Annotated in this window: 18 protein-coding genes; 5 read left to right on the top strand and 13 right to left on the bottom strand. The window is 65.8% G+C overall.

Annotated features, from left to right (window positions below; all coding sequences use genetic code 11):
• Positions 1-404: 404 nt before the first annotated feature.
• The 3 genes from QBJ92_RS07855 to QBJ92_RS07845 are packed head-to-tail and all read right to left on the bottom strand — an operon-like array spanning position 405 to position 4,676.
• Positions 405-1,478: a carotenoid 1,2-hydratase gene (locus QBJ92_RS07855; protein ID WP_277969140.1), complete on the bottom strand. Its 1,074-nt coding sequence runs from the start codon at positions 1,476-1,478 to the stop codon at positions 405-407.
• Positions 1,478-4,003, bottom strand: a complete 2,526-nt coding sequence (locus QBJ92_RS07850) for an FtsX-like permease family protein (RefSeq protein WP_277969139.1) — start codon at positions 4,001-4,003, stop codon at positions 1,478-1,480. Before QBJ92_RS07850 ends, QBJ92_RS07855 begins: the two co-directional genes overlap by 1 nt.
• Positions 3,996-4,676, bottom strand: coding sequence for an ABC transporter ATP-binding protein (locus tag QBJ92_RS07845; protein WP_277969138.1), 681 nt, complete (start codon positions 4,674-4,676; stop codon positions 3,996-3,998). Before QBJ92_RS07845 ends, QBJ92_RS07850 begins: the two co-directional genes overlap by 8 nt.
• 170 nt (positions 4,677-4,846) lie before the next feature.
• Between QBJ92_RS07845 and QBJ92_RS07840 the strand changes: the two genes are divergently transcribed.
• Positions 4,847-5,047 carry a DUF5818 domain-containing protein gene (locus QBJ92_RS07840; protein ID WP_277969137.1) on the top strand — a complete coding sequence of 67 codons (201 nt, stop codon included), beginning with the start codon at positions 4,847-4,849 and terminating at the stop codon, positions 5,045-5,047.
• A gap of 7 nt (positions 5,048-5,054) precedes the next feature.
• On the opposite strand, the gene QBJ92_RS07835 is transcribed toward QBJ92_RS07840, so the two are convergent.
• Together QBJ92_RS07835 and QBJ92_RS07830 are read right to left on the bottom strand one after the other, a co-directional pair.
• Positions 5,055-6,332, bottom strand: coding sequence for an MFS transporter (locus tag QBJ92_RS07835; protein ID WP_277969136.1), 1,278 nt, complete (start codon positions 6,330-6,332; stop codon positions 5,055-5,057).
• Between the two features lie 14 nt (positions 6,333-6,346).
• The gene (locus tag QBJ92_RS07830) at positions 6,347-7,225 is read right to left on the bottom strand and encodes a TauD/TfdA dioxygenase family protein (protein ID WP_277969135.1); all 879 of its coding nucleotides are present in this window, start codon (positions 7,223-7,225) and stop codon (positions 6,347-6,349) included.
• A gap of 206 nt (positions 7,226-7,431) precedes the next feature.
• Between QBJ92_RS07830 and QBJ92_RS07825 the strand changes: the two genes are divergently transcribed.
• Positions 7,432-7,845, top strand: coding sequence for a hypothetical protein (locus QBJ92_RS07825; RefSeq protein WP_277969134.1), 414 nt, complete (start codon positions 7,432-7,434; stop codon positions 7,843-7,845).
• A 26-nt stretch (positions 7,846-7,871) separates the two neighbouring features.
• Positions 7,872-8,936: an extracellular catalytic domain type 1 short-chain-length polyhydroxyalkanoate depolymerase gene (locus tag QBJ92_RS07820; RefSeq protein WP_277969133.1), complete on the top strand. Its 1,065-nt coding sequence runs from the start codon at positions 7,872-7,874 to the stop codon at positions 8,934-8,936.
• Positions 8,937-8,963: 27 nt separating this feature from the next.
• Here the strand turns inward: QBJ92_RS07820 and QBJ92_RS07815 are convergent, their stop codons facing one another.
• From QBJ92_RS07815 to QBJ92_RS07805, 3 genes are read right to left on the bottom strand one after another with little or no spacing between them, the layout of a single operon-like run.
• The gene (locus QBJ92_RS07815) at positions 8,964-9,332 is read right to left on the bottom strand and encodes a hypothetical protein (RefSeq protein WP_277969132.1); all 369 of its coding nucleotides are present in this window, start codon (positions 9,330-9,332) and stop codon (positions 8,964-8,966) included.
• On the bottom strand, positions 9,332-10,201 hold the full coding sequence (locus tag QBJ92_RS07810) for a metallophosphoesterase family protein (protein ID WP_277969131.1): 870 nt from the start codon (positions 10,199-10,201) through the stop codon (positions 9,332-9,334). The genes QBJ92_RS07815 and QBJ92_RS07810 overlap by 1 nt, the downstream gene beginning before the upstream one ends.
• Positions 10,198-10,995: a hypothetical protein gene (locus tag QBJ92_RS07805; RefSeq protein ID WP_277969130.1), complete on the bottom strand. Its 798-nt coding sequence runs from the start codon at positions 10,993-10,995 to the stop codon at positions 10,198-10,200. The genes QBJ92_RS07810 and QBJ92_RS07805 overlap by 4 nt, the downstream gene beginning before the upstream one ends.
• Before the next feature lie 266 nt (positions 10,996-11,261).
• Between QBJ92_RS07805 and QBJ92_RS07800 the strand changes: the two genes are divergently transcribed.
• Entirely contained in the window at positions 11,262-12,377 is a 1,116-nt protein-coding gene (locus tag QBJ92_RS07800) for an alpha/beta fold hydrolase (protein WP_277969129.1), read from the top strand.
• A 77-nt stretch (positions 12,378-12,454) separates the two neighbouring features.
• Here the strand turns inward: QBJ92_RS07800 and QBJ92_RS07795 are convergent, their stop codons facing one another.
• The 5 genes from QBJ92_RS07795 to QBJ92_RS07775 all read right to left on the bottom strand — a co-directional run bounded on the left by QBJ92_RS07795 (position 12,455) and on the right by QBJ92_RS07775 (position 19,246).
• Positions 12,455-13,804: an FAD/NAD(P)-binding protein gene (locus tag QBJ92_RS07795; RefSeq protein ID WP_277969128.1), complete on the bottom strand. Its 1,350-nt coding sequence runs from the start codon at positions 13,802-13,804 to the stop codon at positions 12,455-12,457.
• A gap of 154 nt (positions 13,805-13,958) precedes the next feature.
• On the bottom strand, positions 13,959-14,306 hold the full coding sequence (locus QBJ92_RS07790; protein ID WP_277969127.1) for a hypothetical protein: 348 nt from the start codon (positions 14,304-14,306) through the stop codon (positions 13,959-13,961).
• 12 nt (positions 14,307-14,318) lie between these two features.
• Positions 14,319-15,848 carry a L,D-transpeptidase family protein gene (locus QBJ92_RS07785; protein ID WP_277969126.1) on the bottom strand — a complete coding sequence of 510 codons (1,530 nt, stop codon included), beginning with the start codon at positions 15,846-15,848 and terminating at the stop codon, positions 14,319-14,321.
• 93 nt (positions 15,849-15,941) lie between these two features.
• Positions 15,942-18,728: an SBBP repeat-containing protein gene (locus QBJ92_RS07780; protein WP_277969125.1), complete on the bottom strand. Its 2,787-nt coding sequence runs from the start codon at positions 18,726-18,728 to the stop codon at positions 15,942-15,944.
• A gap of 92 nt (positions 18,729-18,820) precedes the next feature.
• Complete coding sequence (locus QBJ92_RS07775) at positions 18,821-19,246, bottom strand: flagellar biosynthesis repressor FlbT (protein WP_277969124.1); 426 nt, start codon at positions 19,244-19,246, stop codon at positions 18,821-18,823.
• 232 nt (positions 19,247-19,478) lie between these two features.
• On the opposite strand from QBJ92_RS07775, the gene QBJ92_RS07770 reads away from it, so the two are divergent.
• The gene (locus QBJ92_RS07770) at positions 19,479-20,300 is read left to right on the top strand and encodes a flagellin (RefSeq protein WP_277969123.1); all 822 of its coding nucleotides are present in this window, start codon (positions 19,479-19,481) and stop codon (positions 20,298-20,300) included.
• The last annotated feature ends 109 nt before the right edge of the window (positions 20,301-20,409 follow it).

The raw sequence follows: 20,409 nt of genomic DNA, 5'->3' as shown, positions 1-20,409 counted from the left end.
TATCAGCATCTCTAGGAGCTGCTCTGCACATATTCTTACGTATGGATACGTGAAGGACATGTATAAGAGCGACTTGGCTTTGAACGATCCAACGAGCCTAGAGGACCCGAAAGACCGTGTAGCCGCCGCCCACATGTCCCTTCATCTAAAACCAACAATGTCAAAGAGCGCAGAATACCGACGCCTTGTTCAACCCTTCTTTCAAAGGGCGAACCGAGCGCCGAGAATCTGGTGACTGCAGAAGCGAACCGTCCGGTCCGTCGCTGCGGTGGAGTGGTCTCTACGGGGGGAACCAAAGCCCGTCAACGCTAAAATGACGCGCGATGCGTTTTTTGTGAAAAAAGCTGCTCGCGTGGCGCCTGCCGCCGCCTGCGCCTTCTCCAGGCGGACGACACGCCATAACCCTACATCGCCAGGGGCGCCGCATAGCCCGTCAGTTCCAGATACCCGCGTCCATCCGGGACCTGCACGGCCCCCTCCCAATAGACCGGCAGCCCACTGCGGCGGGCATCGAGCTCCTGCGCCGCAAACATCGGCATGAGCCGGCGCGTGATCGCGACGCCGTTGACCCGCACCGTAAGATCCTGCGCCACCGGATATCGTGCGCCGGTCACCGGACTGCGCCACGTCGCGATCGGTCGAAACACCACGTCGCCCGGTGCGAACACGGTCGTCCGGCCATCGCGGGTCCGCAGCGACCCGCCCGCCCACAGCGTGCCGCCGTCCTTCCGGCGAATACGATACGCCATCAGCGCCGAACCATCGTCGAGGTTGAGCCCGGTCCAGTCCCACCCCTGCGCCTGTGGCGCGAGATAGTTGGAGGACCATTCGCGGTCGAGCCATGCCGTCCCGCGCACCCGAACCCGGCGCCCGCCATGCTCCACCGTACCACTGACACGCAGATGCGGGATCGAGTAATAATAGCTGGCCTCGTCCGGTCGTGGCCCTTTCCGACTGTAGCCCCCCTGCCCTTGCGGCATCGGCGGTTGCGTGGGATCGAAGACGAGCGCGAGCTTGAAACCCTCCGCCGCGACGGTGGTGCGCCACCGTCCGTCCGCCCCGCGACGAAGCGCCCAATCCCGGATCGCGACATCGGCATCCCCGACCCTGGCGGACGCAAGACCGAACCCTTGGCGTGCGGCGCGTTCGCCGTGCAGCAACCGTCGGCGTGTCGGATCGGACAGCGCGGCATGCGCGAACAGAACTTGCGTCGCAGCGAAACGGCTCGGGTTTGCCGTGCCGACCGGGGGCCGCGTCCGGAAGAACGTGACCTGAAACCCCAGATCCTTTTCGTCCTCGGTCCGCAACCATCCGGTCACGTACCACCATTCGGTACGGTATGCCGGATGGGCACCGTGATCGGCGGGAAAGCGCAGGACGATCCCGGGCCGAACCTGCGGATAGGGCGTGCCGGCGGGGGCTGCGACTCCGATTGCGACCGCCGCAATACCCGCGACTAGGGTCGACGCGCGCGCCATCACCAATCCTCCCGTACCGAAAGGACCGCCTGCCGCGCGGTCGCCCGGCGCCCCGCGAGCACAGCGGTCACCGTTGCCGCGCCGGTCAGCGCCGCGGTCACCGCGGCAAGCGTGCCGAACGGGATACGCGTCGTCATCGTCCAGTTGAAGGATTGCGGGTTGATGACGTGGATCAGCACTTGCGCCAGCGCCAGCCCGAGGACGATCCCAGCGAGGGCGCCGGTGAACCCGACGATCGCGCCCTCGGTCGCGAGCATGTCGGTCAATTGCCGACGCGTCAGACCAAGATGGCGCAGCATCCCGAACTCGCGCTCACGCGAGATGGTCTGCGCGGACATCGTCGCCGCGACCCCGACGAGCCCCACCAGGATCGCCACCGCTTCCAGCAGATAGGTGACCGCGAAGCTGCGGTCGAACAGCGTCAACGCGAACCGGCGCAAAGTCGCGGGCCGCGTGATCTCGACCTGATCACGCAATGCCGCGGGAAGCCGGGCGGTCATCCTGGCGGAGACCCGTGCGACGTCCTCCCCCGGCGTGACGATGACCGAAACCTCGTCGCGTCCGGTGTCGCCGGTCAGCTTCTGATAATCCGCCTCGTCGATCAGCACCGCCCCGGCCTGGCGCCCATAATCGCGCCACACCCCTGCCACGTAAAACCGGGTGCGCCCAGCGATCGGGAGCGCAATCGTCTCGCCCGGATCCCAGCCGAACAACCGCTGCGCGGGTTCGGACACCCAGACGGGGACCGCGGTCGCAGGGATCGTCGGCGCGCGCGCGATCAGGACGAGCAGCGGATCGCGTCCCTGCCGTTCCGGTCGGGCGATCAGGCTGATCGGGGGGCGGTCGGGAGCGATCGTCAGCGGGATCTGCCGGCTGAACGCGACGTGCGCCACCCCGGGAGTCGCCGCGAGCCGCATGCGGACTTCCGGGTCAAACGCGGCACCCGCGGTGGTCCGCGCGTAGAGATCCGCGCCGAGCACGGTCCCGAGCCAATCGTCGACCGCACCGCGAAAGCTCGTCACCATCGTCGCCATCGCGATCATCAGCGCGGTCGATGCGACGATCCCGCACAAGGCCGTCGCCGCCTCGCCCGGCGCACCGTAGAGGTGGCGTACGGCCAGCATCCGCGGGACCGGCCATGCCCCATGCGCAGCGATCGGCTTGAGCAGCGCACGCGCGAACCAGGGTACGCCCGCCACACCCCCCGCGAGCATCAGCGCCATCCCCGCAAAACCGAACAGCGGCAAACCGTTGACCGCCGGAAGCAAGGCCATGCCCACCCCCGCGCCGAGCAACAGCACCGCCGGGATCCACGCAGCGGGTGCGCGCGGATCGACGACGTCGCCGGCGTTCTTGAGCGCGGCGGCGGGCGCGGCGCGTGCGGCGCCAAGCGCGGGGAGCACGCTCCCGAGAATCGCCGCGACCAGCCCGAGTGTAAAGAAACCAAGGGCGGCACGCGGCTGGAACACGAGATGCACCCCGCTGCCGCCGAAATAGCCGGCCCCGAGATCGCCCCCGAACCACCGCAGCGCGCCCCACGCCAGACCATAGCCTGCCAGCAGACCGACTGCTGCCCCGACCACCCCGATCCCCAGCCCTTCCGTCACGATCGCGGCGACGACCGCGCGGCGCGGCATGCCGAGGGTCCGCAGCAATGCAAAGGCGCGCTGGCGACGAACGACCGACAGCGATTGCGCGGAATAGACCAGGAACCCGCCGGTCAGCAGCGCGACCAGGGCAAGCATGTCGAGATTGACGCGATAGGCGCGCGACAAGGCATCCCCCTGCGCACTCTGCGCCACCGCGCTCGAGACGATCGCATCGGGTGGGAGGATCGCGCGGACCGCTGGCGCCGCCACGGATCGATCGGACAGCGTCAGATCGAGCCGATCGAGCCGGCCGAGCTTGCCGAACCGCCATTGCGCCGTCGCGATGTCGATCACCCCGATCGCGACGTCGCCAGCGCCGGGGAGTGTTCCCGCGATCCGCAAGCGTACCGTCCGCCCGTTCGCGACGACCGGGACCACCGCCCCGATCTTCGCGCGGGTCTGCGTCAGCGCATCGCGCGACAGGAACAGCGCGGCCTCGTCGAACGCCGCGTCCCCGGCGGAGTCCGGTCCGCGCGGGCGTCGACCGATCAGCGACGGGGTCACGTTTGCCGCGCGGATCACATCGACCCCCAGCAACGTGAACCGCGTCCGCCCGATCCGCGCAGGAAGACTGACGACCGGGCTTGCATCGGAGACGCCGGCTGCGGTGGCGACGCGCGGGTAGAGGCGTTCGTCGAACCCCAGCGGACTCGTCGCGCGGATCGACAGGTCGGCGGCACCGCTGACCCCGCGCATCGCGCCGTCGAACGACGACAAGGCGCTGCCGTTGACCAGATGGACCGCGAACCCCAGCGCGACCCCGACCGCGATCGCCACCGCCGTCGTCACGAAGCGTGCGGGATGGAAGCGCCATTCGCCCCCGATCAACCAACCGAGCGCCAATCGTCCCGAGATCAGTCCGGCCCAATCAGACACGCCGTTCGACCAGACCGTCCGCGCCCAGCGTCAGCACGCGATCCGCGATCGCGGCGCTGGCGTCGGAATGCGTCACCATCACCCCGGCCGCCGCATGGCCGCGCACCGCCTCCGCGAACAGGGCGAGCACGCGCCGCGCCGTCTCCGGGTCGAGGTTGCCGGTCGGTTCGTCCGCAAGGATCAGCGCGGGGCGATGCACCAGCGCCCGCGCGATCGCCACGCGCTGCAATTCACCCCCGGACAGATCGCGCGCATAGCCGTCGCCGCGGCCCGACAGGCCGACCGCGTCGAGCATCTCCTCCGCCCGCGCCTCGGCAGCACGCGCATCGGGCGACACCAGCGCGAGCGGCAGCGCGACGTTCTGGCGAAGGGTAAGGTAGGGAAGGATATGGAAGGCCTGGAACACGAAGCCGATCCGCTCCCGCCGCAACCGGGTCCGGCCCGCATCGTCGAGGCTCCCCAGAACCGTCCCGTCGATCGCCACGGTCCCGTGATTCGCATCGTCGAGTCCGGCCAGAATGTTGAGCAACGTCGACTTGCCGACGCCCGACTCCCCGATGATGGCGACCAGCTCCCCCGGCGCCACCGCAAGATCGAGGTTTCGAAACAACTGCCTTGGCCCGGGCACCGCCTTGGCCAGCGATCGCACCTCCAGAAGCGAAGCTTCGCCCATTGCCAATGCTCCGTTCGCGGGGTGCGGATCGGCCCCGGCATGCTACGTCCGATCGCCCCATTTCGTTCCGCGGACAAGCCGCCACAGCCACCGCACGAAAGGGTGTTCCCCCGACCGGGACGATGCCAAGGTAACGCCGAATCATGCAAGACAACAGGACACGATCGGAAATGGACCTTGGAACACCCGTGGATGAAACCGGCACGCTGATCCGCGACGGCGGCGCGTTCTTCCTCCAGCGCGACCTTGGCGGCCGGTTCGAACTCGAGCTGCAGCGCACGCCGGTCGATCTCGTCGAGAAACGCGTGCGCCTGCGCGGGACGATCGTCGGGCGCGACCGGGTCAGCGCGGATGGGGTCGCGCCCGCCTGACCCGGCGTCATCCGCCGCCGGGGTCGAACGGCTTGTCCGGCCGCATCAGGAACGACAACCCTGCCCCGACCAACAGGAGCGCGATCGATGCGCAGAACGGCGCGGTCCAGCTCCCGGTGAGATCGAGCACGAGACCGAACACCAGCGGCGACAAAATCCCCGCCAGTCCGAACCCGAAATTCATCATCCCGCTGGCCGCGCCGGCATGATCCGGCGCGATGTCCATCGGCACTGCCCAGATCGGCGCCACCACCAGTTCGGAAAAGAAGAACGCAAGCGACAGGCAGATCGCAACGACAGTCAGATCATGCGTCAAGACGACCGGAATCAGGAACACGAACGCGCCCAGCATCCCGGTAATGATCACGTTCCGCCGCGCGGCCAACACATTGCCCGTCCGGCGGTAGATCCGGTCGCTGACCAGTCCGCCGACCGCGTCCCCGGCGACACCGCCGAGCAGCACCCCCGCCGAGAACAGTGCAGAATGCGCAAGATCCAGGTGGAAGCTCTTCAGAAAGAACGACGGCAGCCACGTCAGGAAGACCCACAGCGTCCACCCGTAACAGAAATCGACCGCAGTCACCGGCGCGATGCGCCGCGCAAGCCGCCACCACGGCACCACCGCCGTCTTCGATCTGGCGGAGGCGGGCGGCAGCGCGGCGATATCGGCGTCGGTCATGCCGGGGTGGCTCCGCGGATCGTCCCGCGCGATCCAGAACCACAGCAGCACCCAGATGAGGTTGAACAGTCCGAGCGCCACGAACGCGCCACGCCACGAGGCGAACGTCAGCACCGCGACGACCAGCGGCGGCGTCAGCGCATTGCCCAGCCGCGCGGCAGCATGCGTAATCCCCTGCGCGAACCCCCAGCGCGAAACCGGGAGCCACGTCGCGATCGCCCGCGTCGCGCTGGGAAAGGCGAACCCCTCGCCGAACCCCAGCGCCAGCCGAAGCGCGAACAGCGAAGCGAGCCCGCCCACGAGGCCCGTCAACATCGTAGCAGCGGTCACCAAGGCACCGCAGAACAGGAGCGTCCGCCGCGTCCCGAAGCGATCGCTGATCCATCCGCCGAACAACTGGATCAACGCGTAGGGATAGGAGAAGGCCGAGACCGCCAACCCGAACTGCGCGTTGGTCAGGCCAAGGTCCGCGGTCATCGCCGGCGCGATCGTGGCGATGTTCACGCGCTCGACATACAGCACGAGATACATCAGGCAGAGCACCGCCAGCACCTGGGTCGGAACCGAAACTCCGAACCTGCGACGACCGGGGATGTCCGCTTTCATCGGCACCGTATCCTTCACGCAGGGCGGCTTTCGCCCTTGATCTGCGTACGGTGCATCACCCGCCGCGTATCCGGATCGAACGGATCACGCCGGTGCATCGTGCACCGATTGTCCCACAGGACCAAGTCGCCGACTTGCCAAACGTTGGTCCAGGTCAGCGCCGCCTGGTCGACATACCCCCACAGCGCATCGAGCAGCGCCTCGGACTCGGCGAGCTCCAGCCCCTCGACATAGGCGTTCCGTCGGCGCCCGAGATACAAGGCGGGACGACCGGTTTCGGGATGGGTGTAGACGAGCGGGTGTAGTGCGCCCGGGGCCTCACGCGGGTCGTCGCTCGGCACGACCCCTTGCCGGACATAGCCGCCGCTATTGTACGTTCCGTCATGCTTGACCCGCCGACCGGCAATCCGCCGCTTCAACGTCTCGGGGAGCGAGTCATAGACCGCGTACATGTTGACGAAGCTGGTATTCCCGCCGGTCGGCGGGACCTCCAGCGCATAGAGCGCGCTCGCCTTGGGGGGATGCTCGATATACGACATGTCGGTATGCCAGACCGCCTCGCCATTGCCGAGGCTCCCGATCGGCGCGCCATTCTCCACGACGTTGGACACGACATAGAGCTCCGGCATGTTGCCGACGAAGCGCCGCCCGGTTTCCTGGACAGGGGCATGATCGAGCGCACCGAGCCGCCGGCTGAACGCGATGAGATCGGCCGGGGCCAGATGCTGCGACCGAACCAGCAGGACGAGGTTCTCCAGCCACGCCGCATGCAGTTCCGCAAAGGCATCGTCGTCCAGCGTGCGCAGATCGATATCGCGCACTTCCGCGCCAAGCCCGCCGCCTGACGCCCGAACGTCCAGATGCCCCCCGGTGCGTTGGTCATGGTCGCTCATAAGCTCTCCTGTTTGTACAGCCCGACCACGTTCGTGCCGGGCATGTCATTCGTTCGGAGGATACGAAGATGCGGCGAGACCTGGGCCTTGCAATTCGTTGTCGGGCCTAAAGTTTTGGTGTTCCTCGCAATCTTTATGGCGCCCACGGTTGAACACCTTCGCAACACCATCCATATACCATCCACACGGATGGTACGGAGATTTTCATGACAGTCGCGGTACGCGAGGCGAAGCAGAGTGACAGCGAGAAGATTACGATCAATCTCGGCTTCGTCGACCTCGGCTACGTCGATCTGCTCGTCCGCGAGGGGTTCTATGGCAACCGCAGCGACTTCATTCGTACGGCGATCCGCAATCAGCTCGAACGGCACAGCGAATCCGCGAAACAATCGACCATCCGCCGCCAGTTACAACTCGGCCTCTGCCATTATTCGGCGCGCGATCTGGAAACGACACAGGCAGCGGGCGAACGCCTCGACATCCGCGTGCTGGGTCTCGCCACGATCGCCGCGGACGTCTCTCCCGAACTCGCCCGCGCGACGATCGGATCGATTACCGTGCTTGGTGCGCTTCATGCCAGTCCTGCGGTCAAGGCAGCGCTCGCCGACCGCATCGCCTGATTTCTATTTTTCGAAGGACTTTTATCATGGCTCTGATCGATTCGATGGCCGAAGCCTTAAGGCTAACCCAGTCCGGCGATCTTGCTGCGGCAAGCCGCGTGGTGCGGGGTGCTATGGCGGCCAACGCCGGGTTCGCCCCGGATGCCGCCCCCTCCCCTGCATCGGATGCCCCCGGCGCGCGCGTCATCGACGTTACGCCGGGTCGCAAGGCGCCAGGCACGCCGCCTGTCGGCGGTTTCACGACCCGAACCTACAAGAGCAGCGCCGGCAGCATAGACTATATGCTGTATCGACCGGCCGACCTTGCCCCCGGAATGCCGCTCGTCATCATGCTCCATGGCTGCACGCAGTCGCCCGAGGATTTCGCCCGCGGAACCGGAATGAATGCGCTGGCCGACGAGTATGGCTGTGTGATCGCTTATCCGCGCCAGACCCAGTCCGCCAACATGCAGAAGTGCTGGAACTGGTACCAACCCGGCAACCAGCAACGCGACTCCGGCGAACCGGCGCTGATCGCCGGATTGACGCGTGACATCATCGCGGCGGAACACGCTGATCCGGCCCGCGTCTATGTCGCTGGCCTGTCCGCTGGCGGCGCCGCTGCGGCGATCATGGCAGATGCCTACCCTGAGCTGTTCGCCGCAGTCGGCGTACATTCCGGGCTCGCCTGCGGTGCCGCCCGCGATTTGTCCAGCGCGTTGACCGCGATGAAGAACGGCACGCAGGACAAACGCGTCCGCACACCCGCTGGTGGCAAGGCGCGCTTCGTTCCGGTCATCACTTTCCACGGAGACCGCGACACCACGGTCGGCGAGATCAACGCGCGCGACATCACCGATGCCGCCACCGCCGCAAGCGGCGGCGCGCTCTCGGTCATGGTCGAAAACGGCCAGGCAGGCGGCCGCTCCTACAGTCGCGCCCTCAGCCGCAACGCCGACGGAACAGTGCTGATCGAACAATGGACCATCACGGGCGCGGGACATGCGTGGTCTGGCGGTGATTCGAAAGGGTCCTACGCCGATGCGACCGGACCGAATGCATCGCGCGCGATGCTGGACTTCTTCCTGCTCCACCGGAGCACCGCAAAGTAGCGCCGCGGTCGGCGGCCCATCCCCGGATCAGTTGTCGAAGTAGCGACGCGGTTGCGGCATCCGGCGACGCTTCCGGGTCGCGAATGCCCAGCAGATCAACCCCACGCCGAGCTGCGACAGGACGATCACGGCGGCTTCGATGCGTTCAAATCCGGGAATGCCGTGGGCGAACCACACCGCCACAGCCAGCGGCACGAGATACAGAAGACAAGCGATCAGAACGCGGTTCCGCTCCCGCCGCGTCGGCGCGTCGAAGGGCGTGATCGCCGCGAGGCACGCGGCTGCAACCAGCAGCGCAATCGGCACGCCGATCGGTGCCTCCATGACGAACGCTAGGACCATGACGCCCAAAGTGACGATCGCAACGAGTGCGGCGAACATTCTTAATCGAAACATTACAGGCCTCCTGGGCTAGTCTGCGGACCACGGAAGGCCACCGTCGTCTCCCCCATGCCCCGCAACCGCGCCTGCAAAAATGCGATGCGCGGCCCCTCGAAACGGACCGCGCTCAATACGCCGGTCGCATAGGCACCGGTATCGATCCCGATCCGGTTGGCTGTCACGACCGGAGCCTCGGAACTCCAGCTATGGCCGTGCACTACGACCTTCTCGAACCGGTAGTCGGCCTGGAGGAAGTCCTTCCCGATCCACAGACAATCTTCCTCGTCCTGCTTCGAAAGCGGAACACCCGGCTTCAGCCCGGCATGGACGAAGACGTAGTCGCCGCACATATGCGTCACCGGCAATTCGCGCAACCATTCGAGATGCGATGCCGGCATGCGGTCGAGCAGGCGATCGCGCAGCCGGAAGCATTCCTCGTCGAGCGCGGAGGGCACGATGTCGGCGAGCGGAACCCCGTAGGACGACAGCGTGGATTCACCGTCACGTTGCAGCCAGGCAAGATTTTGCTCGGGATGCTCCACGAAATCGAGCAGCATGACCTCGTGGTTTCCCCGCAGGAACACTACATCGAGGGCAGCATGCCGCGCCAGCCAGATCAGCGCGGTGAGCACGTTGGCGGACTGTGGCCCACGATCGACATAGTCGCCGCAAAACACGAGAAGTGGCGGCAAACCGACGTCAGCCGCCTCCACATCGGCGACAATCGCTTCCAATAATGCGGCAAGTTGCACGTAACAGCCGTGAATATCGCCCACCGCATAGACGATCCGACCGTCGGTGGACGTGGCGCGTTCGGACGGCGTGGCATGAAGCCAGCGCAGGATCTCAACGTTCGTCGTTGAAATCGGGGGATCTTCCGTCATTCCTCCCCCTCACGCCGCGCCCGATCAAGCGCCCCGGCCAGCGCGTCATAGCGTTCGATCGTCCCATCCGGATCATCCAACGACCGCTCCCGAGCCCGAATCCATCGACGGTTGATCGCGGTCAGCCGCCCTGCCGAGACGCCGCTGCGTCGAGCTCGGCTATACGCCAGCCGGAGCCGCGCATCGGCGTCGAGCACGTCCTGGTAAATGCATCGATCCTCAAGACTTCCCGGGGCGCAACCGGCTGCGGCGTTACCGGAACGACCCGGTCGAACCGTCTCGGACGCCTCTGGCGTCGAACGGGCGCGCACATCTCGCGGTGTTGACCGGTCGGGCGTCACGTCGTCGGTCGCCGCCCGTTCGGCGCCCATGGGTCGGCGCACCGGGTCGATCGTCGGTGCCCGTGGCGCAACCGTACCGTTGCCCTCGTCGTCGATGATGATTTCCGACCCCGTGCGGACCGAGGGCGCCACGAGCGCGACGGTCTGCAGCGCTGTCGAAGGCGCGGCACTCGCCCCGACCGCTGCCCGGCTCGGCACCGCCGTGGCGGCGGATACGGCAGGCGACCGAACCGGATCTTGCGCCAGATAGCCCACCCCCAAGGCTGCGCCGGCCGCGACGACCAGCGCCGGCGCCGCAAGCGCAACGATGCGCCAGCGACGCCCGCCTCGACCCTTTCGGGCCGACCCAGCACGATCATTCAACGACGTTCCGGCCAGCCCACGCTTCGCCAAGGGCTTGAAAATCCGGTCCATGTCGGCCGCCACCGAATCCGGCGGCAGGTTGGTCACCATCGGTACTTTTCCTTTCAGCGCGACCGTGTTGCGAGATGCGTCTGTACTTTGCGTTAACAGCTATCCGAAACAGGTACGCCGATCAAAGGGGCGCGGCCCGACCCAGTGGCCGACCTTGGGTCAGATCGGGAAACACATCATGCGATCGATAGGTTGCAGTCGATCCAAGACTGCCCCGCCACGGGCATCGTAACACCGGCGCGGGTTCGCCGGAAATTTGATAGCCGTCGCTTGGCAGGGCTGCGGATCGCGCGCAGACTTGCGACATGATATCTACAGTCCTCCTCCTGCTCCTGCAGGCTGGCCCCGCGCCGGTTCAGGCGCCCGCCGCAATTCCGCCGCTGACCGCTGCGACCACGCCTGCTCGCCCGACGACAGCGTGGCCCGCCAGATCTGCTCAATACACGGTCCGGAACGTGCGGTTCCGGTCGGGTGAAAGCCTCCCCGAGATGCGGATCAGCTACACCATGCTTGGCCAGCCGCATCGCGACGCGCGGGGCAAGATCGACAATGCGGTGATGATCCTGCACGGCACCGGCGGCACCGGCCGCCAATTCCTCAGCCCGCAATTCGCCGATGAGCTCTACGGTCCCGGCCAACCGCTCGATATCCGGCGGTACTGGATCATCCTGCCCGACAATATCGGACACGGAAATTCGTCCAAGCCGTCAGACGGGCTGCACATGCGGTTTCCGCACTACGATTATGACGACATGGTGACCGCGCAATACCGGTTGCTCAAGGACGGGCTCGGCATCGAACGGATGCGCCTGATCATGGGTACGTCCATGGGATGCATGCACAGCCTGATGTGGGGCGAAAAGCACCCTGACTTTGCCCGCGCGCTGATGCCACTCGCTTGTGAACCGATCGAGATCGCGGGCCTCAACCGAATGTGGCGACAGTTGGCGATCGACGGGATCCGCGCGGACCCGACGTGGGCAAACGGCGAGTATCGCACGCCGCCGGTTCAGGGTCTCCGCACCGCCGCCAGCCTGTTGTTCGTCGCAGGCGCCGCTCCACTGTACTTCCAGGCGCAATATCCGAGGCGTCAAGATGCGGAGGCGTTCGCCCGCCAGCGGGTGACGGCATCGATCGCGTCGACCGACGCGAACGACCTGATGTATCAAATCGATGCGTCGCGGACCTATGACCCCTGGTCGAAGCTGGAGCGCATCACCGCACCGACGATGTGGATCAATTCGGCCGACGACTTCATCAACCCGAGGAACCTGGATCTCCCGCAACGAGCCGTTGCAAGGATGAAGAACGCGCGCTTCCGGTTGATTGCGGAAACCGACGACACGCGCGGCCACGGCACGCACACCGCAGCACGTTTCTGGAAGCAGGATCTGGCCAATTTGCTTGACCGGACGCAGTAACCGACGGACCGAACGGTTCGGGATCGTTCCAGGCACCGGAGGACAAAGCGTGTCCGACGCGCCCTGCTCGACCGGCCCTACAGTCCCTCCGCGACCCAATGCGCATTGGAAAGGCGTCGCGCAAGCGTCCATGCCTGAGCACGAATGTCCGGAACCGCGACGATCTCCCAGAACGCACCGCGCGTCATCGGGCCGAGCGCGAACAAGCGGTCGTTGGGGACGCCATCGTCCGCCACCACGCGCATCTGGTCATCCACGTCGATCCCGAGCCCCGCCGCATCGGGGCGGATTGCCCCGCGCATCGTCAGCCGGTTGAGCACGGGCTCGGTCGTCCGCCGCAGATCGCCTTGGGGGCCAGTACAGTTGATGATGCGCTGGACATTCAACTGTTCGACCTTTGTCGCACCACGCGGTCGCCACTCGACCGTGAGTCCATTTGAAGCCGCTTCCACCCGTGCGACCTTTCCAGCGAGCACGTCGAGTCGACCAGCCTCCAGAAGCGCCATGATCCGAGCGGCAACGTCCGGCGCAAGCCGATGGCGATGGATGTCCCACCACGGTCGGGCGTGGCGGATAAAGCGCGAGCGTTCTTCCGCACTCGCCGCGCGCCACATGTCCTGCGTAAACGGCCGCAGTTCGTCGATCGCGCTGCGCCATCCGATATCTGCGCCGCGCGCCCGGAGGGAACGGAGCCGTTCCGACAGGACGGACGTGGGACGCTCCCTGATCGGTACGAACGGCGCGCCCGGCGCTGCATGTGCGTGCGGCAACAGTCCGCGCCGCGACAATGCGACGATCCGCCCTTCGAAGCCCTTCGCCTCGAGCAGCAGCGCGACATCGACCATCGTCAGACCGGTGCCGAGGATCAGAACGGTATCACCGGCCCCCAAATCTTCCGTCGCCGCCGCGTGCCAACAATTGCCCGCGTACCGGTCGGGCGGAAACGCATCAAGAGCGAGCCCACCAGGGGCAGGCGGCGGCAAGTTTCCGACTGCTAATATAGCAGCATCTGCCGTGATCTTCATACCATCTCGCAAGACGACACGAACGCTCGAGTCGTCGACGACATCGACGGCTTCGCCGTGCACGATCTGCAGGCGGTCGGGATTCTCGGCCGCGACCCGATCGAGCAGGCTGCGCAGATACGTGCCGTACAACAGCCTCGGCACGAAGGTCTGCCCGACGATGGCGTGCCCCTGCTCCTCCAGCCAGCGCGCGAAGTGGGACGGGTCGTCGGGGAACGCGCTCATGTTGGTCGCGCGCACGTTGAGCAGATGAGTCGGATGCGCTGCGCCGTAAGCGAGGCCGATCCCGGCGTCTGCCTGACGATCGATCAGGGTCGCGCGCGGGCCATCATGCCGAACAAGGTTGATCGCAGCGAGTGAACCCGAAAATCCACCTCCGATGATCGCGACATGTTCGATCACGCCACGCTCCAGCCACCGCGGGCGGTCGCACGGTTCACTGCCATTCTCCTGCCGTCTGGACCGTCAACCGACCAACGCCAGCGAAAGTCTCGCTTCTCCCGGCATCACGTCCGGGCAGCGCCTCGCTTGGTCGATATCGACCAGGCGACTTAGGTCACTTACCCTCGGTCGGGTCCTCGGCCGGTGGAGATTCGGAACCGAGATCCTTGCGCGCGCTGCGCGACGTCATTCCGGTTGCGGACGCGTCGTCCATCATCTGCTGGTCGGGCTCCGCAGGAACCGGCGGCGGCGTGTCGTCGACAACCGCTGTGTTGACGGTCTCGACCGGCTCGACTGCCACAGGAGAAGGCTCGGGTGTCGGCATCGCTGTTTCGGACGTGCCCAGATCGGCATTGTCCGTCGCGTTGTCGGTATAGACGGGGGCGTCGTCCGATCCCGAACACGCACCAAGAGTAAGGGTCAGCAGCGTCGCTGCAACGGCGAAGGCGACTTTACGATTCATTCGATACGGTCCTCAGCGGGCGGCAAGGGTTTGCGTCTGGTGCGCGGAACGCGCCTCGATCTTGCTGGCGAGCGTCCCGTCCCATTTGTACGGATCGTCGCGGAAGCTGACCTGTCCATTCTGGTTCGCGAACGCGGTCCAGTACAGCAGATATACCGCGACCGGCGCAGCAAGCTTGGCGCGGACGGTCTTACCCGCGGTCACGGTCTCGTCGATCGTCTGGGCCGACCATTCGGGCGTCGTGCTCATCAACTGCTTGGCGAGTGCGGCAGGCTTTTCGAGCCGTACGCAGCCGTGGCTGGCAAGCCGATCGAACTTGGCAAAACCCGCCTGTGCCGGGGTATCGTGGAGATACACCGCAAACGGATTGGCGAAATCGAATTTGAACCGGCCAAGCGCACTGCGTTCGGACGACTGCTGGAGCCGCTTGCTACCGTCCCCATTGTCGATCACGCGGAAGCCGTTGCGCGCCAGATAGCCCGGATGCGCCTTTTCCTTCGGCCACAACTCCTTGGTCGCGATCGTGGAGGGCACGTTCCACGGTGGATTGAGCACGATGCTGTGAATCTGTGAAACCAGCATCGGCGTCTCGTCGCCCGGTCGCCCGGTGACGGCCTTCATCGACATCACCGGGGCGTCACCGTCGAACAGCGTCAACACCGCAGCGGCGATGTTGACCTGGACCCGGTTCTGCTCGAGCGTCGGTGGCAACCAGCGCCAGCGCTCCATGTTCGCCTTGATCTGCCGGATGCGGGCATCGACCGGGACGTTCAGCGCCGCAATTGTCTGGGCACCCGCCGTCCCGGTCGGATTGAGCCCATACCGCCGCTGCGCCCGGCGCAAGGCTTCGAGCAATGCGGTGTCGAACTTGTCGCCGCTCGCCTTGATCTGCGGATCCTCGACCGCAAGTCGCTTGCGCAACGCGGTGACCCGCGCCCCGCTGCTCCCGAACGCGACGTCCGACCCGGCCGCGAGCTGTGACCAGCCGCCGTCCTGGCCGATCGCCCGATAGCGCGCGAGTCCTTCGACCAATGTGTCGTACCCGGCATAAGGCGGCGGCAACGCCGCGATCCACGCGCTGAGCCGATCGCTGACGATCGCCGCTCGCAGCGCCGGCAGCGGGTCATAGGCAACCGGACGCATCGCCCAATCGCGTTGGAAGTCCCCTTCGGCCAGCCGTCCCGAATGCACCGCGCGCGCATGGTCCAGCGCCGCGCGGATCAACCCGTCATTGTCGCGCGGGACAGACACAGGCGTATCGCTCAACCCTTGTGCGACCACGTCCTTGCGGATCAGGTCGGCGAGTTGCTTGGCTTGAGTCGCGGACAGCGTCGGCAGCACGATCTCGGGCGAGATCAGTGGTTGCACGGTGGGGACTGGAGTGGGCGTGACGCTCGGCGCCTGCATCGTCGGCGGCAGCAGAGAGACCGGCGGCGGGGTCTGTGCGAAGACCGGAAATGGAACAAGGCAAGCGCTTGCGGCGGCATAGCGGGCAAGCCTGGATGCCGTGCGAGTGAAGGTGGATTCTTTGCGACGCTTCATGATCATAGCAGCGCCTCTAACACGGCACTGGCGTGCTCTGCATCGCCTAATTGGCGTTTCGTCGCAACAGCGCAGAAACGATGGTTAACGGCATCACCTGGTATAGCCGAACACGGTCAAGGTCGGGTCCGGCTTGCCCGTGCTGACGACGGCGCTGCTCTGAAGCCGGTCAAGCGCCGCCTGATAGCTGGCGGCCTGCGCAGAGGCGCGCGAGACCGCCGCCTTGCTGCCCTTGGGCGATCCGCCATTGGCCAGCGCAGCCTTGGTCGAATCCCAATAGAGCGAACGATAGCCCGTCTGCGTGATCGACATCGCTTGCTTGACGGCGTTGAGCGCAATTCCGGCGTCCTGCGCCGACGCAAGCGACAGGCCAGCAGAGAGGCCAAGGCCGAATTGCCCCCCCGGCGAAACCTTCGGCGCGCTCGCCGCCCGCACCGGTGGTTGCGACAGGATTTGCGGATCGATCCCGATCTTCGACAGCACGTCCTGTCCGGGTGGCCCAGCGATCAGCTCGATCGTCGCGCCGCCACGCGCGGTGATCTGAAACGCGCGACCATCGCCCTTGATAGCGCTCGAAACGCTCGCCTTTCCTCCGGTCAGCAGCCCAAGTCTGCTGGCAAGCGACGCGACCGTGTCGTTCGCTCCGATCGTCAGCTTGATCGCCGCCCCGCGATTGATCCGGATCGAGAGGCTGTCGCCGACCCGCACGTTGGTCTGTGCCACCAGGTTCGCCGACACGTCGGGTGTCACGACGCCGCGGTTGAGCCCGAGCGCTTCGAGGATCGTGTCCCCGCCCGGCGCGCCAGCGATCCGCACCGTCCCCGTACGCGCGCCGCTGGCGCCAAACTGTTCGACCGTTTCGATCGCGCCGGTCGTCGGATCGATCCGCCCGACGAACCCGTCGATCTCGCCCCGTTTGGCAGCGCCCAGTGTCCCGCTCGTCCGCCCGCCGACGTACAGCGAGTTACCGAGAAAGCCGACGCTATCGATCTGGTCGTCGCCCGTCGTGGCCAGATAGGTCGTGGCGACGCCGGAGAAGTCGGCGTTGATCCGCGTGACGAACCCATCCCGCGCGCCGCCCGGTGCATTGACTTGATCGCCCGCCACGGCCCCCAGTGTCGAACCGCCGATCGCGATCGTACCATCCGCTGCGACGGCCAACGCCCGCGCTTGTGCCGCACCCAGCGAGACACTCCCGGATTCGGAATTAAACCCTGCTGTATCATATTGTTGCATCAGGCTGTTGGTTCCCTGCTGGAGAAGGGCAAGGACCTTTCCCGCACGGTTGAAAGCCAGTGCAGTAACGCGGTCATCACCTCCGTTGTCGAGCATCCGCTGCTCCAGGACCACGCCCTTCGCATCGAGACGCGCGAGATACGCGTCGCCCTGCCCCGTCGATGTTCGCCCGCCCAGGACCATCGTTCCATCATCGGCAACTGCAATCGCGGTAGCGCTGTCGAAGCTCGATGTCCGGATCCTCTGCAATAGCTGCTCGTCGCCGTTATCCGCGAACCGCGCGACGACCATTGCGCTGCCATTGGCAATCGGATCGGCGCCATCGGATACCGTCCCCGCGATCACCACGCCGCCGCCCGGGGCGAGCGCGATCGCCGCGCCGGTGGACGTCCCCGGTGTGCCAAGGCTGCGCTGCCACACGACGTTCCCGATGCTATCGCGTTTGGACACGAACAACATGGCGTTGCCGTTGGAAAGCGCGCCGCCAAGGTCGCCCCCCGTCGTCCCCACGACATAGCTGAAGCCCTGCGGGTCGACCACCAGCGCATTGACCGTCGTTTCCGCAGTGACCGCTGGCGGCGACGGCGCGGCAACGATGGGTTTCCCGGGTGCGGCGGCAGGGAGAGCCGGTTTTGGCCGAAGCGCGGCGGTTGCGGTCGCAGTTCGGTCGGTCGCAGCGATCGTCCCATCGAGACGTGGCTCGATCATCCCCTCGGGCGTATCGAACCGGAGCATCTGGACCTTCGTGGCAGTCGCAACACCGGTCACATCGGCAGCAACGACAAGGGTCGAGGGAGCCCCTGGCTGATCGATCGTGATCCGTTCGTTCCCGGTCCGATCGATCGTGAGGCCCCAGGCATCACCGGTCTTGGTAACGCGGACCTTGACGTCCCAGCGCGGAAGCGCGGTTCCGTCCGCTGCATATTGGATCACGCCTGCCGTATCCCGCGCGGGGATCGCAGCGATGGCGGAGGTCATTGCGGCGGCAATGCCGTCAAGCGTCGGGGGTTGCGGGATCTGCGCCAGATCGATGTCGATCGCGTCGCTGGTTTCGCGCTGCGACAGCGTGATGCGCAGGCGTTCGGTCCCGGAGATGTCAGGTACGGCGGCGAAACGATCGGCAACCACCCCTTTCCCGACGATCGCCGGCAACACTTTGGGGCCGCCAATCGCGATGCTTTCCGCACGCGTATGCGGCTGATCGAAGGCGAGCTGCAACTTGTCGCCGACCGTCGAGCCGAGGTACGCTCGCAAATCTTTCAACCCAAGCTCAAAACTCTGCTGTAAGCTCTTGCGCTGTGCGGCATTCGCGCTGCTGCTTGCCGCCGCTTGGGCAAGGACCCGCAACCGGTCAAGCGCCTTGTACGTGGTGAAGTCGGCTTGCACGTCCCGTGGCAACGTACCGGATCCGGCACGCGTGTCGACGACGCTTTTCATCGCTTGCACCGCGGCGACTGAAGGCGACGGCGTCCGCGTCTGGGTCCAGGGTGCAGTCGTGGCGGGGGTCTTGAACTGCGCATGCGCGGCGCGCTGTGCGCGGGTTTCGGTCGCCACCGTAGCGACGCTCATGCCATACGTTGCGAACTCGTTGGTACGCGTCAGCAGGCTCAGGCCAGCAAGGCTATTGGAGACATCCGCCGCCATGGATCGTCACTCCGGGTAGAGACCCTCCTGGGTCACATCCCATGATAGACACCGGTCGGATTCCCGGTCGCGTCTGCACATTTTTTGTTGAATCAGGGCAACACCGCGCAAGCTTGTATGCTTTCGGCTGGCGCACGCTCGAGCGCGGTCGCCTCATACGCAATCAGATCGCGGCAATCCCCCAACGCACGGTAGAATTCGCCCGCGGCGATATGCCGCGCGAAGCTGACCACCATCGCTTTTGCCGCGTCCGACTGGATCGCGCTGAGCAACGCATGGACCAGCAGGACCACCTGATCCTGATAGCGGTCCCGTGCAGGCTCGTCGATATACGCCATCATCGCGGCGAAGTAGAGCCGCCGCGCGGGCGTGTTGGCTTCCTCGGGCGTCATGATCTCACGCTCGCGCAGGACCGCAGCCTGGTTCTCGACCGCGAGCCGCGTCCGACCGAGCGCGACCAGCACTGCGCCGTTGACGACGACCTTCTCCCCTTCCCGCAACCAGATCTTGAGCGCCACGTCCAATCCTTCCGCACATCCCTGCGCCATCATAGACGGCGTGCATCGCGCACGGTCCGGACCCGGAATTTTTTGCCTATCGTCATCAAAAGGTTCGTGCACGGAGCTTAACCATCAAAAAGCGTCGTGCCGGAAACCGCACTCCCAACCGCTTTCTAAAAAGGACGCATGCTCCGCCTGTCGCGGCGCATCGGCTGCAGAAGCAACCGTGTTTTTGAGAAGGAATGTTATCATGGCAATGTCGGTCAACACCAATACCGCCGCCCTTACCGCGCTCCAGAACCTGAGCATGACGACCAACGAACTGGCGACGACTCAGAAGCGTATCAGCACCGGCCTCAAGGTCTCCTCGACCAAGGACGATTCGGCTTCCTACACCATCGCGCAGACGCTGCGCGGCGACGTCGGCAAGCTCGCATCGGTCGGGTCGTCGCTGAGCCGCGCCAAGAGCACGGTCGACGTGGCGGTTGCGGGAACGCAGCAGATCTCCGACCTCGTCAACCAGATGGCCGCCAAGGCCACGTCGGCGTCGGACGCGGGTCTCGACACCAACAGCCGCGATGCGATGGGCAAGGATTTCGACGCACTGAAGGAGCAGATCCAGTCGATCATCGACTCGTCGAGCTTCAACGGCACCAATCTGCTTCAGGGCAGCGGCGGTAGCGTCAGCGCACTCCAGTCCACCGACACCACCGCAGCGACGCTGGATGTCGCCAACCAGGACTTCGACACCGACGTCATCGACGCAATCGGTTCCACGTTCACGGACGCGGCATCGGCCAAGACGATGATCGACACGTTGAAGGACGTTTCGACGACGATCAACGCGAGCCTCAGCACGCTCGGCTCGGCATCGCGCAAGATCGACGGTCAGTCGAGCTTCGTGAACAGCCTGTCGGACGTGATCACCAGCGGCATCGGCAACCTCGTCGACGCGGATCTGTCGAAGGAATCGGCCAATCTGCAGGCGTTGCAGGTCAAGCAGCAGCTGGGCGTGCAGGCTCTGTCGATCGCCAATCAGGCGCCGCAGAGCATCACCTCGCTGTTCCGCTAAGACCACCGAGACCCGACGCCGGCCCCTCGGGTCCGGCGCCGGGACCAGAGATCGTTGGCGCCTACCCCCTCAGGGTGCCGACGTCGCGACAGGGGCCGGTCGGCACGCT

Source organism: Sphingomonas echinoides (genome assembly GCF_029623395.1).
Taxonomy (GTDB): Bacteria; Pseudomonadota; Alphaproteobacteria; order Sphingomonadales; family Sphingomonadaceae; genus Sphingomonas; species Sphingomonas echinoides_A.
The sequence above is the reverse complement of the archived record's forward strand: the minus strand, read 5'-3'. Positions and strand labels throughout refer to the sequence as shown.

Excerpts from the sequence above, each read along its gene's own strand:
- QBJ92_RS07845 (WP_277969138.1), bottom strand. The coding sequence starts at position 4,676 with ATGGGCGAAGCTTCGCTTCTGGAGGTGCGATCGCTGGCCAAGGCGGTG.
- QBJ92_RS07810 (WP_277969131.1), bottom strand. The coding sequence starts at position 10,201 with ATGACGGAAGATCCCCCGATTTCAACGACGAACGTTGAGATCCTGCGC.
- QBJ92_RS07805 (WP_277969130.1), bottom strand. The coding sequence starts at position 10,995 with ATGGTGACCAACCTGCCGCCGGATTCGGTGGCGGCCGACATGGACCGG.
- QBJ92_RS07780 (WP_277969125.1), bottom strand. The coding sequence starts at position 18,728 with ATGGCGGCGGATGTCTCCAATAGCCTTGCTGGCCTGAGCCTGCTGACG.
- QBJ92_RS07790 (WP_277969127.1), bottom strand. The coding sequence starts at position 14,306 with ATGAATCGTAAAGTCGCCTTCGCCGTTGCAGCGACGCTGCTGACCCTT.
- QBJ92_RS07800 (WP_277969129.1), top strand. The coding sequence starts at position 11,262 with ATGATATCTACAGTCCTCCTCCTGCTCCTGCAGGCTGGCCCCGCGCCG.
- QBJ92_RS07770 (WP_277969123.1), top strand. The coding sequence starts at position 19,479 with ATGGCAATGTCGGTCAACACCAATACCGCCGCCCTTACCGCGCTCCAG.
- QBJ92_RS07820 (WP_277969133.1), top strand. The coding sequence starts at position 7,872 with ATGGCTCTGATCGATTCGATGGCCGAAGCCTTAAGGCTAACCCAGTCC.
- QBJ92_RS07825 (WP_277969134.1), top strand. The coding sequence starts at position 7,432 with ATGACAGTCGCGGTACGCGAGGCGAAGCAGAGTGACAGCGAGAAGATT.
- QBJ92_RS07785 (WP_277969126.1), bottom strand. The coding sequence starts at position 15,848 with ATGAAGCGTCGCAAAGAATCCACCTTCACTCGCACGGCATCCAGGCTT.
- QBJ92_RS07815 (WP_277969132.1), bottom strand. The coding sequence starts at position 9,332 with ATGTTTCGATTAAGAATGTTCGCCGCACTCGTTGCGATCGTCACTTTG.
- QBJ92_RS07840 (WP_277969137.1), top strand. The coding sequence starts at position 4,847 with ATGGACCTTGGAACACCCGTGGATGAAACCGGCACGCTGATCCGCGAC.
- QBJ92_RS07835 (WP_277969136.1), bottom strand. The coding sequence starts at position 6,332 with ATGAAAGCGGACATCCCCGGTCGTCGCAGGTTCGGAGTTTCGGTTCCG.
- QBJ92_RS07855 (WP_277969140.1), bottom strand. The coding sequence starts at position 1,478 with ATGGCGCGCGCGTCGACCCTAGTCGCGGGTATTGCGGCGGTCGCAATC.
- QBJ92_RS07830 (WP_277969135.1), bottom strand. The coding sequence starts at position 7,225 with ATGAGCGACCATGACCAACGCACCGGGGGGCATCTGGACGTTCGGGCG.